This window comes from Streptomyces sp. NBRC 109706 (assembly GCF_000974485.1).
In the GTDB taxonomy this organism is placed as follows: Bacteria; Actinomycetota; Actinomycetes; order Streptomycetales; family Streptomycetaceae; genus Streptomyces.
This window is the reverse complement of record NZ_BBOM01000004.1, coordinates 599,994-613,231: the sequence shown is the minus strand read 5'-3', so window position 1 is coordinate 613,231 and position 13,238 is coordinate 599,994. Positions and strand designations below refer to the sequence as shown.

Genomic DNA, 13,238 nt, shown 5'->3' with positions numbered 1-13,238 from the left:
GCGGCCCGCGCCGGGGGGTCAGTGGGTGGGGCCGAACTCGGTGCGGGGGTAGGTGCGGGGCTCGCCGCAGTACCCGAGGCCGGGGTCGGGGGCGGACGCCGTGACGCGGCAGATCCGCACGACCACCTCGTCCAGGGGGCCGGGGCCGATCACCACGTCGTCGCCGAGCAGGAAGCGGAAGTTCTCGGTGTCGTTGTCGACGGTCTGCTCGGCCCGGTCGACCTCCTGGCCGCGCGAGAGGCCGGTGAAGGTGACGCGCGTCAACAGTCCGTCGTCGGCGCAGAGGCCGTCGGGGCCGCTGTCGCGCACGGAGCCGGTGATCCAGACTCCGTTGGGGCGGGTTCCGTCCCAGGTCAACGTGCCCTCGGAGGATCCGTATTCGCAGCGGTCACCCGAGGTGACATGGAAGGGGGTGTCGGTCGCCCGTGCCTCGGCGGCCGAGGCGGTCGAAGCGAGGGGCGCCGCGAGGAGCATTGCTCCGGCAAATGCCAGCGGGGCGGTTCGACGCGATAATGACGGTCTCATGGGGTGCCTTTCCGCTTGGGGTTCGACAGCGTGCGGTCCTTAAGGAAGCGAAAGGCGGCTGAGACGTCAAGAGTTGGGGCACGCCCTCGCGTAGGGTGCGGCCGGAGGGAGACGGTGACGGTGCGGGTTTCCGATAGGGCACACGGTGCTCGTCGTGCCGCGCACGGTGCGGTGAGCGCGGCTCTCGCCCGGCGCGGGGACGAGGAGTTGGGCGCGCTGGTGGACTCGGCGGTGCCGGTCAGGTCCGGTATCGGCGGGGTGACGGCGCTGCTCGATGTCGCCGGAACGCCGGTCTTTGTGAAGCGGTTGCCGCTGACGGATCTGGAGCGGCGGCCGGAGCATGTCCGTTCCACGGCGAACCTGTTCGGGCTGCCCGTCTTCGCCCACTACGGCGTCGGCACCGTCGGCACACCGGGGTTCGGGGCCTGGCGGGAGCTGGCCGTGCACGCCGAGACGACCAACTGGGCACTGTCGGGGGACCATGAGGGCTTTCCCCTGATGTACCACTGGCGGGTGCTGCCGCATTCGGCGCCGCTGCCCGACGAACTGGCCGATGTGGAAAGGGCGGTGGCGTACTGGGGCGGCGGCACGGAGATGCGTCGCCGGATCGAGGCCCTGGAAGGGGCGTCGGCGAGCATCACACTGTTCCTCGAATACCTCCCGCAGAACCTGCACCAGTGGTTGGGCGACCGGATCGAGGCGGGGGAGGAGGCCACCGACCGGGCCTGCGCCATGGTGGAACGGGAACTCGCGGCCGGTGTCTCGTTTATGAACCGCCAGGGGCTGCTGCACTTCGACGGGCACTTCGAGAACATCCTGACCGACGGCCGGCGCCTCTACTTCGCGGACTACGGCCTCGCCCTCTCCTCCCGTTTCGAACTGGCAGGGGACGAGGCGGACTTCTTCGAACGACACCGGGACTACGACCGCTGCTACACCGCGAGCTATCTGGTCAACTGGCTGGTCACCGCGCTGTACGGCCACCGGCGAGGAGATCAGGAGGGGCGCGCCGCGCGGGTGCGCGCCTATGCGGCGGGTGAGCGCCCCACCGGCATCCCGGCGGGCGCCGCGGCACTGCTCACCCGGCACGCCCCCATGGCGGCGGTGATCTCGGGGTTCAACCTCGCGTTCCAGCACGAGAGCCGCGAAACCCCCTATCCCGTGCGGGAGATCCGCCGCCTGGACGAGGCCCGCACCACCGGTTGAACGCGCGGGCCAGGGCCTACTCCCAGGGCCAGCCGGCGTTCCGACCGGCCTCGATGAGCGGCACCGTCTCCGGGATCGCCCGGGTCACCACCTGAGCGTCGTAGGCGGCCTGTACGGTCCGGCTCGTACTTCGCCGGATCGGTCGGCGGAGCCCCCTGTCGACCGTGAAGCAGTACATCGAGCAACAGAACCGACCGCTCTGACCTCAGCCCAGGTGAGCAATGCGACCTCGTCCACACTTCACCACCGGGCTGAAGCCCGATGCACTGCGAACAGGCCCGGTAGCCGATGGCCGGTGCACCGGGAGGTGCGGAAGTTGTTGGAACGCACTCATCGTAACCAGCCGCTACAGACCGTCGAGATGATTATCGGCAGCCGATATCGCCCCCGTCCGTCTACAGTGCACGGCAGCCGTTGAGGTGGACAACTCATGGAGGGGGTAAGGGACTTGAGGAGACGTATGGGGGCGGTGGCGTTGGCTGGCGCCCTCCTTGTGGGGGTGAACGTTTCGGGCGCGGTGGCGGCTGGGGTCGGGCCCGATCAGATTCGGCCGGGGCAGTTGCGGCTGGAATACGGCGGGGCGTGCGCGCCCGCCGACGACGCGGCCTGGATACGGTCGCCGGGGCAGGTCCACGCGGACGGGGTGACCGATCCGGACGGGGACCAGGTGGCCGTGGAGTTCGCCGCCGCGTGGGACGCCGGCGACGGTGCCGGGGACGTGGTGCGGTGGGGGTCGGGTCTTTCGACGTCGAAGCGGTCCGGTTCGTCGTTCTCCGTGCGGCTGCCCGAGGAACTGCCGGCGGACACGCCGGTGCGGCTGATCGCGCGGTCGCACGACGGGGAGTCGTACAGCCCGTGGTCGGACACCGGTGACGAGGGGCACGCCTGCCACTTCACACTGGACACGGGGGTGCCGGCGGCGCCGACCGTCTTCTCGGCCGACTATCCGGAGTCGAATCCCGCGAGCCCGATCGACCCCTGGCACCAAGGGGCCGGCCACTACGGCGAGTTCACCCTGTCCACCTCGGACGAGGACGTCATCGGCTACAGCTGGCAGCTGAACGGCCGCCCGGGTGGCGAGATCGCCACCAGCGGGGGTGAGCCCCGCACGGTGCTCGTCCTGCCCGAGAGCCCGGGGATCTACTCGTTCTACGCACAGTCGTTCGACCGGGCAGGGAACATGTCGCCGCCCACCGTCTACCAGATCCGGGTGGCCCTCGGCGCCCCGCCGAGGGCCGGTTGGGCGCTGGAGGATGAGGCCGGCGCGGCGTCGGAGCGGTGGGCCGCGCTGCACGGCGGCGCGACGGCCGGGGCCGAGGGGGTGTCGGGCTCGGCGCTGGAACTGGACGGAGTGGATGGCCACGCGGTCACCGAGCGTGCGCTGGTCGACACCAACCGGTCGTTCTCCCTGTCCGCATGGGTCAGGCTCGATCAGAAGCCGACGAACAACGCCGTGGTGGCCAGCCAGTCCGGCGTGCACCGGTCGGGCTTCGAGCTGTACTACTCCGCCGACGACGACAGCTGGGCGTTCCGTCAGCATCTCGCCGACCGGGCGGACGACGACCGTGCGGCGGTGGCGCTGGCCTCGGATGTCGCCGTGGTCGAAGGGGAGTGGACGCGGCTGGTCGGCGCGTATGACGCCGAACAGGGGGAGCTACGCCTGTTTGTCGACGGCGAGTTGGCCGCCGGCGCCCCGCACCGGGCGGAGTGGAACGCGCGCGGTCCGGTGTGGATCGGCGCGGCGGCAGCGGCGGACGGGGAGCCGGTCGCCGCGTTCCCAGGGCTGATCGACGAGGTGAGGTTCTTCGATCACCCGACGGATCCGGCCACCGAAGGACGGCCGGCGGTCGCGTACCTGGGCCTGGACGAGCCGGCCGGTGCGCAGCGGGTCTCGGCGGCGGCCGAGGTGCCGGCGGCCCAGGTACACGGGGGCGCCGAGTTCGGCGTCCCGGCGGTGCACGGGGAGGGGCTGCGTCTCGACGGCGTCAGCGGTTACGCCAACGCCGGGACGCCGGTGCTGGACACCCGATGGCACTTTGCCGTCGCCGCCTGGGTCCGGCTGGACGAGCTGCCGGCCGAGGACGCGGTGGTTGCCACCCAGGCCGGTCGGGACGGCCCGGGCTTCCGCCTCTTCTACGCGGCGGAGCAGGGCGGCTGGGCGTTCGGCGGGCCCGGCGCCGAGGGCGCGGCGGCGGTCGGGGGAACGGCGGAGCCGGACGAGTGGACGTTTCTGGTGGGCGTCCAGGACGCCTACGCCGGAACGCTCACCCTCTATGTGAACGGTGACCCGGTCGGCACGGCCCCGACCGAGCGGGCGGTGAACGCCGACGGTCCGTTGCTGCTGGGGTCGGACGGCGCTGGGGCGTTCTTCCCCGGCGTGCTGGACGATGTGCGGCTCTGGGACCGGATCGTCACCGCGCAGGACGCACGACAGCTCTACCACCGGGCCCCCGCGACATAGGGGAGGCACACGACGGCGAGCCCCGCCGGGGGGCGGGGCTCGCTTCGCTGCTCGGGTCAGTAGGCGCTGTCGACGTTGTCCATCGAGCCGTACCGGTCGGCCGCGTAGTTACAGGCAGCCGCGATATTGGCAACCGGGTCGTAGATGTTCTCGCTGGTCCCCTCGACGTGGTACTGCTCAAACGTCGGATCGATCACCTGCAGCAGACCCTTGGACGGAATGTCCTGCTCCGCGTTCGTGTCCCACAGGTTGATCGTCAGCGGATCACCACTCGACTCCCGCATCAGATTCCGATGAATACCCTCATAGCTGGCCGGAATACCCTCATCCTCCAGCACCTCAAGAGCCTCCCGAATCCACCCGTCGATCTCCTCATCCGAAGCCGGCTCCGGCGTCGGCTGCTCAGCCCTAGGAATCACCACCAGCGAACCATCATCGTGGTACTCCTCACCACGACCCTCATCCTCATCAAACCCATCAGCCACACCATCAACACCGCCCGACCCAGCCTTCTCCTCGACAGGCTTCTCGGGCTTGTCGTCCGCAGGCTTCTCAGCCGCGGGCTTGTCCGCAGGCTTCTCAGCGGCCGGCGCGTCACCCTCACCAGCACCCTCAGCGCCCTCGTCGTCCCCGTCGGCCGTGACCGTCATGGGCTGACCCAACGGACCATCCCCACCCTCGGGAGCGAACGCCGCAGGAGCCGACGTACCCTCCGCCGCCCGCGTCACGCCCTCGGCCTCAGCAGCCATCGCAGAGGTGGCGAAAGGCAACGACAGCGCCGTAGCACCCACCGTCACCAGACCAGCCATCACGACCGGACGAACAACGCGAGCACCCGCACCGTGCGTAGAAACAGTCATGGTCGTAACCTCCCGAAACCCCGTACGAAGACCACCGCCCAAACGCGGCGAGCAGCCAACATGCACCCCACCCCACCCCCAACACAAGCCCCTGACCTGCGAAGACACCTCGTAGACCAGGACAGAAGTCCCACCCCCACACCCCACCCCACACCCCGAAACACGCCCCAACCCACACCCCCACCACCCACCACCCCACCTCGCACACGACCAAAGTCCCGTAACCGCCATCACAGTCGGCGGCCGGTGAAATCGACGGGGAGTGACCGGCTGATGTCAGTCGGTGCCCTCGACATAGGAGCGGATGGCCGCCACGGCGGCCCCCCTGGCCCAGTCGGTGAAGTGGTGTGGCTGGGTGAGGATGGCGAGGGAGGCGTAGTCGCGGCGCCGGGCGGCGACCCCCCGTTCCAGGTCGGCCCGTGCGACCCGGGCGGCGTCGCCGCCCTCGCCGGCGACGATCACGGTCTTGACCATGGTGCTGTTGGCGACGTTGCCGATCATCATGCCCAGCGCCCAGGCGGCCTCCCGGACGACCGCCGAGCAGACCGGGTCGCCGGCCTCCGCGAGGCGTAGCACCTCGGGGTAGCTGGGCGAGCGGCGCAGGCCCTGTCCGGCGGCGCGCAGCACGGAGCGGGTGGTGGCGTAGGCGGAGGCGCATCCCCGGTGGCCGATGGCACAGGCCGGGCCGCTCGGGTCCAGGATCTGGTGGCCGAACTCGCCGATATCGGCCTCGGTGGCCCGTACCTCGCGGTCGTGGAGGACGAGGGCGTAGCCGATGCCGGCGCCGATGGCGACGACGGCGAAGTCGCTGACGCCTCGGGCGGCGCCGAACCACTGGTGCGAGTAGGCGAGCGCGGTGACATCGTTCTTGACCACGCAGGGGATGCCGAGCCGTTCGCCGATCAGGCGGCGGATGGGGACGCGTTCCCAGCCGAGCCGTCCGGAGTCGACGAGTTCGGTCTCGTCGAGCGCGGCGGGGGTGTGGGCGTCGCCACCGAGGGTGATGCCGGCGGCGACGGGGGGCCCGGTCCTGGCGACGAGGGCGTCGGCGAGCTCGCCGATCTGGGCGACCACGGTGGTGGGCGCCAGGCCCGTGAGGGCGACCTCGTCCTCGGCGACCACATCGGCGCGCAGGTTGGTGACCACGGCGAAGACGCGGTCCGCGGTGATCTTGACGCCCAGGAAGCGGAGGCTGTCGGCGACGACCTCAAGGGGGCGGGTCGGGCGGCCGTTGACCGGGTCGTAGGCGATATCGCGCTCGGCGATCAGCCCTGACTCCACCAGCGGTTTGGTCAGTCGGGTGAGGCTGGCGCCGGAGAGGCCGACCTTTCTGGCCAGCGCGGTGCGCGACTGGGGGCCGTGGATCACCAGCTCGCGCAGGATCGGCCAGGCCGGGCGGGGAACCGACCGCCACGCCTGGACCTCGGGCCGGCCCCCGGGATCATCCGTGATGCGCACGGCCCCACCCTACGGGGCGCCGCGATCGCCATAACCGCCGCGGGAACACCGTGGGAACACTGTCGAACGACCACCGAGAACGTAGTCGAACGAACAGTCGAACGCTTTTGGTGTGAAGCCTCTACCCCCACCACTGACCCCTTTTGCCCCAACTTTCCAAAGAAAATCGCACAGTCTTCAACGTAGACACTGCCGATTTGGCGAGAGTAGGTTGTGCGCCACAAGCCACGGGTCAAGGGGTGGCATGGACACGGGACTGGCACATGGACGGAGAACACCCTTGAGGAGACGTTTCCTCGCACGCCCGGGCGCGTTCGCCGGCGTGACGGCGCTTCTTCTGACCTCCTGCGGTGTGGGGGGCGGCGACGACGGCGTTGTGACGCTCGACTACTGGTGCTGGGGCGAGACCACCAAGGTGGAGGAGTTCAACGCCACCCACACCGATATCCGGATCAACCACACGGACGCGGGCGGCGGGAACGACTCGTCCATCAAGCTGCTCACCGCCAGCCGCGCGGGGAACGCGCCCGATGTCTCCTGTGTGGAGTACCAGACGATCCCCGCGCTGGTCGTCTCGGAGGCGCTGGTCGAGATCACCGACCACGCCGGGGATCTGCCGAACCGGTTCGACCCCGGCACCTGGCAGCTGACCAGCTTCGACGGGCATGTCTACGGCGTCCCCATCGATATCGGCCCGATGGTCTTCCTCTACAACCGGGCCCGCTTCGACGAGCTGGGGCTGAGCGTCCCCACCACCTGGGACGAGTTCGCCGACGTCGCCGCCCAGGCCCGCGAGCGGGACCCGGACACCTATGTGATGACGCTGCCCCCCGACGGGTTCGGCGGCTTCGCCGGGCTGGCCCAGCAGGCCGGGGGCCAGTGGTGGGCGGTCGAGGACGGCCGGTGGACGGTCGGCATCGCGGACGAGACCTCCCTTGAGGTGGCCGCCTTCTGGCAGGACCTGCTGGAACGGGACCTGATCCAGGGCGGGCCGATCCTGACCCCCGAGTGGAACAACAAGCTCAACGAGGGCGAGATCCTGGCGTGGCCCACCGGCGTCTGGGGCCCTGGCGTGATCTACGGCATCGCCGAGTCCCAGGCCGGGGACTGGGCGATAGCGCCGCTGCCCGGCTGGGGCGAGAGCGGCGCGGCGGTCCCGTTCCAGGGCGGTTCGGCGCTGACCGTGACCGACGACGACAAGGTCGAGGCGGCGGTGGAGTTCATCGCGTGGATGAACACCTCCGAGGAGGCGTGCGCGCTGCAGATCGCCGCGGGCGAGTATCCGGCCTCGATCACCGGGCAGGAGATGACGGCCGAGCAGCCCCCGCCGCCGCTCGCCGGCGAGCAGGAGGACTACTGGGAGGTCGCGAACTACGCGGCGACCCACACCCTGCCGAACATCCAGTGGGGACCGAACGTCAACACCGCCCAGTCCGAGTTCTCCGACGCCGTCTCGCCGGCGCTGCGCGGCCAGAAGTCCCTGGTGGACGCCCTACGGGAGACCCATCGGGCCGTGGTCGACGACATGGCGCGCGACGGGTTCGACCTCACCGACTGACACGAAGGTAGCCAAGGTAGCCATGGCAGGAGATGTCACCCAGCGGGTCGGCGGACCCCTGGGGAGCCGCACGGCCAAACGACGGCCGCGGACCGCGGCCCCCTATGTCCTTCTCGGTCCCGCGCTCGCCCTCTTTCTCGCGTTTCTCGCGATACCGGTGGTCTATGCGCTGTATCTGAGCCTCCAGGGCATGCGGATCGTGGAGGGAGGTGTCTTCGGCACCCGCGAGGAGGTGTTCGTCGGTCTGGCGAACTACCGCGAGACGTTGACCGACGGGACGTTCTGGTCCGGGTTCGGCCGGCTGGCCGTCTACGGGCTGATCGCGGTGCCCCTCACCCTCGGTCTCGCGCTCTGCTTCGCGCTGCTGCTCGACCACGCCGGCGCGCGGGCGCGGCGCTTCTCGCGGGCGGCGATCTTCCTGCCCTACGCGGTGCCGGGCGTGATCGCCTCGCTGCTGTGGGGCTTCATGTATCTGCCGTCGACCAGCCCGTTCAGCCATCTCACCGAGAAGCTGGGGATGGACGCCATCCCGTTCCTGGACGGCACCAACATCTTTCCCTCGCTGGCCAATATCGCCCTGTGGGGCGGGGTCGGCTTCAACATGCTGATCATCTACACCTCGTTGCGTTCCATCCCGCCGGAGATCTATGACGCGGCGCGGATGGACGGCTGCACCGAATGGCAGCTGGCATGGCGGATCAAGGTGCCGCTGGTGGTTCCGGCGCTGCTGCTCACCGGGCTGTTCTCGCTGGTCGGCACGCTCCAGGTGTACGGGGAGCCGACCACGCTGGCGCCGATGACCACCGAGATCTCCGGTACCTGGGTCCCGCTGATGCATATCTACCGCAGCGGTTTCATCCAGGACGATCTGCCCATGGCCGCCGCCGGCTCCGTCATTCTGGCGATCGGTACGTTCGCCGTCTCCCTGCTGCTGCTGCGGGTGGCCCAGCGCCGGGCCTTTGGAGGACACCAGTGAGCGCGTCGACGACAACCCGTCTCCCCTCGGCCGTGCCCCGGGAGGAACCGCGGAGGACCGGGCGGCGGGCCAGGATCCTGCCGACCGCTGTGCTGCTGATCGGTGCCTTCTACTGTCTGGTGCCGATCGTCTGGATCTTCGTGGCGGCCAGCAAGTCGCGGGCCGACCTGTTCTCCACGTTCACCTTCCGGCCGGGCACCAGCCTGCTGGACAACGTGCGGGACCTGTTCGCCTACAACGACGGCGTCTACGGTCAGTGGGCGCTCAACAGCCTGCTGTACGCGGGCGTCGGCGCGCTGCTGTGCACGCTGATATCCGCGGCGGCCGGCTATGCGTTCTCCCGGTACTCGTTCCCGGGGCGCAACGCGATCTTCTATCTGATCCTGGCCGGGGTGCTGCTGCCGGCGATGACGCTGGCGATCCCGCAGTACATCATCATGGCCAAGCTGGGCATGGTCGGCAGCTACTGGTCGGTGCTGCTGCCGGGGCTGATCTCACCGTTCGCGATCTATCTCGCGCGGATCTACGCGGACGCCTCGGTACCGTCCTCGATCATCGAGTCGGCCAGGATCGACGGGGCCAGCGAGTACCGGATCTTCGCCACCATCGGGCTGCCGATGATGCTGCCCGGCATGGTCACCATCTTCATGCTGCAGTTCGTCGGGGCGTGGAACAACTTCCTGCTGCCGTACATCATGCTCGCCGACGAGGACAAATACCCGATCAACCTCGGCCTCTACACCGTGTTGACCAGGGGTTCGGGCGAGCCGGCGCTCTATGGCATCGCCATCGTCGGCACGGCCGTCTCGATCATCCCGCTGGTCGCGCTGCTGCTCTTCCTCCAGCGGTTCTGGCGGCTCGACATGATCAGCGGCGGGCTCCGAGGATAGAGACCCGGCCGACACACCACCCTTGGATTAGCGAGCACAGGAGACGACCGAGCGATGCCCACACTGACCGACGCCACCCGAGGCGCGCTGCTGTTCGGCGGCGACTACAACCCCGAGCAGTGGCCCGAGGAGGTGTGGGTCGATGACATCCGGCTGATGCGGGAGGCCGGCGTCAACCTGGCGACGGTCGGCGTCTTCTCCTGGGCCACCCTCGAACCCCGGCCGGGGGCACGGGAGTTCGGCTGGCTGGACCGGGTGCTCGATCTGCTGCACGAGGGCGGTATCGGGGTCTGCCTGGCCACGCCCACGGCCTCCCCGCCGCCCTGGATGGGCGCCCGGCACCCCGAGACGCTGCCGCGCGATCCGAACGGAACGGTCGTCTGGTACGGCGCGCGGAACCAGTTCTGCGCCTCGTCCCCGGTGTACCGGGAGCACGCCGCCCGGATCACGGAGGATCTGGCCGACCGCTACGGCTCCCATCCGGCGCTGCGGATGTGGCATATCAACAACGAGTACGGCACCGCCTGTTGGTGCGACACCACGGCCGCCCACTTCCGGGGCTGGCTGCGCGACCGGTACGGCACCCTGGCCGCGCTCAACTCGGCCTGGGGCACGGCGTTCTGGAGCCAGCGCTATGACGACTGGGACGAGATCATCCCGCCGCGCCGCGCCCAGTACCTGAACAACCCGGCCCAGCTGCTGGACTTCCGCCGGTTCACCAGCGACGCGCTGCTGGAGTGCTTCCGCGCCGAACGGGATATCGTCGCCGCCCGCACCCCGGAGATCCCGGTGACCACCAACTTCATGCCGCTCTTCGCCGGTCTGGACGGCTGGCGCTGGTCGGGCGAGGAGGACGTGGTCTCCGTCGACATCTATCCCGATCCGGCCGTGGGCCCGGACGATCCGGCGGGCCCGGCGCATGGCGCGCTGGTCCAGGACCTCACCCGTTCCCAGGCGGGGGGCTCCTGGCTGCTGATGGAACAGGCCGCGTCCGCCGTCAACTTCCGGCCCGTCAACCGGCCCAAGCCGGCCGGGGTCACCCGGCAGTGGTCGCTGCAGGCGGTGGCGCGCGGCGCGGACGGCGTCTGCTTCTTCCAGTGGCGCGCGTCCCGGCAGGGCAGCGAGAAGTTCCACTCGGCGATGCTGCCGCACGCCGGGGAGGGCACCCGCGCGTTCGCCGGCATCCGGGATCTTGGTGCCGAACTCGCTTCGCTGGGACCGGTGTTGGGCGGCGAGGTGACCGCCGAGATCGCGGTGCTGCACGACTGGAACGCCTGGTGGGCGTCGGAGCAGCCGGGCCGGCCCTCGGCCGAGCCGCACTATCCGGCGCTGCTCGCCGCCTGGCACCACGCGCTCTGGCAGCGCAGTCTGACCTGCGACTTCGCCCCTCCGGAGGCGGATCTCGGCCGCTATCGGATGGTGGTCATCCCCCAGCTGTATCTGCTGAGCGACGCGGCGCTGGACAATCTGCTCGCCTATGTCGCCGACGGCGGCACCCTGGTCTGCGGTTTCTTCACCGGCGTCGCGGACGAGGACGACCGGATCCGCGAGGGCCTGGTCGACGAGCGGCTGCGCCGGCTCCTCGGCCTGGCGGTGCACGAGTGGGCGCCGCTGTCGGCCGGGGAGAGCGTCCGGCTTGACGACGGCACCGACGCCGGCGCGGTGGGCACGCTGTGGAGCGAGGAGCTGGCGCCGGCCGGCGCGGAGACGGTGATGGCCTACGCGGACGGCGAGTTGGCGTCCCGGCCGGCCGTCACCCGGCACCGCCACGGGCGGGGCACGGCCTGGTACCTGTCCACGCTGCCGGAGCCCCCGGCGCTGGTCGGGCTGCTGGCCGGGGCCGCCGCCGAGGCGGGCGTCAGGCCGCCGCTGCCGGCGCTGCCGCGGCAGGTCGAGGCCGTCGTCAGGGGCGGGCACCTGTTTCTGATCAACCACGGCCCCGAGGCGGTCACCGTTCCGCTGCCCGGGCCGCACCACGATCTGCTCACCGGCCGCGCGCATCCGTCCGAGGTCGGGCTGGCACGGCGCGGAGTGGCGGTGCTGCGGCCCGTGACGGCACCAGGCTCGACCGGGTGACCCGGCGCCGGCCCCTTATTCTTTCGCCATGAACGAGGTGAGCGGCCCGGGTGGCGGGGAGGCGGGCGGTGACGCCTGGGCGTCGGTGCCACGGGCCGCGCGGCCGATCCTGCGGGAGCTGGTGATCCATGGCCCGCAGTCCAGGACGGCGCTCGCCAGACGGCTGGTGCTGTCCACCGGCAGCCTCACCCGGCTGACCAAGCCCCTGGTGGAGTCGGGCCTGGTGGTGGAGCGGGAGGTCGAGCACGATCCCACCCATGGCCGGCCCACCCGGCCGTTGGAGATCGTCGCCGACACCCACCATTTCCTTGGCGTCAAGCTGACCTCGGGCGCGCTGTACGGGGTCCGCACCGATCTGCGGGGCGAGGTGGTCGCGCGGGAGAGTGAGCCGCTGCCCGATCCCGCGCCCGACACGGTCGTGGACCGCACCGCTCGGCTGGCCGAGCGGCTGACGGGTGAGGGGCGGCGGCCGGTCGCCGCCGGGGTCACGCTGGGCGGCGCCGAACACGGCCCGGCCGGCGAGGAGGTCGTCGACGCCGGCGCGCTGGGCTGGCGGCGGGTGCCGCTGCGGCGGCTGCTGGCGAAGCGGCTCGGGATGCCCTGGGTCGTCGGGCACGATGTGACGGCGCTGGCCGCGGCGCACCAGTGGTTCGGCGACGCCCGCGAGGAGAGCGACTTCGCGGTGATCGCCCTCGACGACGGCGTCGGGGACGGCATCGGCTACGCGCTCTTCGTGCACGGCCTGGCGGTCCGGGGTAGCGAGGCCGATCGGGCGGAGTTCGCGCACCAGATCCTGGACCCCGGCGGCCCCATGTGCCCGGAGGGGCACCGGGGTTGTGTCACCGCGTGGCTGGCCGCCGACTCGGTGCGGATCGCGGCGGCGGAGGGCCTGGGCCGCGTCCCGGACTTCGCCGAGGTGGTGCGGCTGGCCAGGGCCGGCGACCCGTCCTGCGCCGGGGCCGTCCGGGCGGCGGCCTGGGCGCTCGGGGTGGTGATCGCCCATGTCGCCAACAGCGGCCTGGTGAAGACCGTCATCGTGGCCGGCGCCTCCGTCGACCTCGCCCGGGTCGCGCGCGACGAGCTGGAGCGCGGCATTCTGACGCGGCGCCGTGGCCTGGGCGGTCTCCGACTGAGCGCCAGGCCGCACGACTTCGGCGACTGGGCGCGCGGGGCGGCGGTCGAGGCCATCAGGGCCCATCTCGCCGGCGCGCCCTGACCTTCTCTCGGG

The 13,238-nt window shown here is 70.8% G+C and carries 10 protein-coding genes; 7 read left to right on the top strand and 3 right to left on the bottom strand.

Annotation, left to right across the window (positions count from 1 at the left end):
- Positions 1-18 precede the first annotated feature (18 nt).
- Entirely contained in the window at positions 19-474 is a 456-nt protein-coding gene (locus AOM46_RS02375; protein WP_062204820.1) for a hypothetical protein, read from the bottom strand.
- A 171-nt stretch (positions 475-645) separates the two neighbouring features.
- On the opposite strand from AOM46_RS02375, the gene AOM46_RS02370 reads away from it, so the two are divergent.
- The gene (locus tag AOM46_RS02370; RefSeq protein WP_062206299.1) at positions 646-1,731 is read left to right on the top strand and encodes a hypothetical protein; all 1,086 of its coding nucleotides are present in this window, start codon (positions 646-648) and stop codon (positions 1,729-1,731) included.
- 499 nt (positions 1,732-2,230) lie between these two features.
- Positions 2,231-4,192: a LamG domain-containing protein gene (locus AOM46_RS02365; RefSeq protein ID WP_158920210.1), complete on the top strand. Its 1,962-nt coding sequence runs from the start codon at positions 2,231-2,233 to the stop codon at positions 4,190-4,192.
- A 56-nt stretch (positions 4,193-4,248) separates the two neighbouring features.
- On the opposite strand, the gene AOM46_RS02360 is transcribed toward AOM46_RS02365, so the two are convergent.
- Both AOM46_RS02360 and AOM46_RS02355 read right to left on the bottom strand, forming a co-directional pair.
- Positions 4,249-4,842 carry a transglycosylase SLT domain-containing protein gene (locus AOM46_RS02360; RefSeq protein ID WP_370592626.1) on the bottom strand — a complete coding sequence of 198 codons (594 nt, stop codon included), beginning with the start codon at positions 4,840-4,842 and terminating at the stop codon, positions 4,249-4,251.
- 486 nt (positions 4,843-5,328) lie between these two features.
- Positions 5,329-6,510, bottom strand: a complete 1,182-nt coding sequence (locus tag AOM46_RS02355) for an ROK family transcriptional regulator (RefSeq protein WP_062204812.1) — start codon at positions 6,508-6,510, stop codon at positions 5,329-5,331.
- A gap of 280 nt (positions 6,511-6,790) precedes the next feature.
- Here AOM46_RS02355 and AOM46_RS02350 point away from each other — a divergent pair, with 280 nt between their 5' ends.
- From AOM46_RS02350 to AOM46_RS02330, 5 genes are all read left to right on the top strand, one after another.
- Positions 6,791-8,068 carry an extracellular solute-binding protein gene (locus AOM46_RS02350; RefSeq protein ID WP_158920208.1) on the top strand — a complete coding sequence of 426 codons (1,278 nt, stop codon included), beginning with the start codon at positions 6,791-6,793 and terminating at the stop codon, positions 8,066-8,068.
- Between the two features lie 22 nt (positions 8,069-8,090).
- Positions 8,091-9,044 carry a carbohydrate ABC transporter permease gene (locus tag AOM46_RS35060; RefSeq protein ID WP_062204804.1) on the top strand — a complete coding sequence of 318 codons (954 nt, stop codon included), beginning with the start codon at positions 8,091-8,093 and terminating at the stop codon, positions 9,042-9,044.
- Positions 9,045-9,133: 89 nt separating this feature from the next.
- Positions 9,134-9,934, top strand: a complete 801-nt coding sequence (locus AOM46_RS02340) for a carbohydrate ABC transporter permease (protein WP_234313594.1) — start codon at positions 9,134-9,136, stop codon at positions 9,932-9,934.
- Positions 9,935-9,988: 54 nt separating this feature from the next.
- Positions 9,989-12,010: a beta-galactosidase gene (locus AOM46_RS02335; RefSeq protein WP_062204798.1), complete on the top strand. Its 2,022-nt coding sequence runs from the start codon at positions 9,989-9,991 to the stop codon at positions 12,008-12,010.
- 28 nt (positions 12,011-12,038) lie between these two features.
- Positions 12,039-13,226 (top strand): ROK family transcriptional regulator, encoded by a 1,188-nt coding sequence (locus AOM46_RS02330; RefSeq protein ID WP_062204795.1) that lies wholly within the window; start codon positions 12,039-12,041, stop codon positions 13,224-13,226.
- The last annotated feature ends 12 nt before the right edge of the window (positions 13,227-13,238 follow it).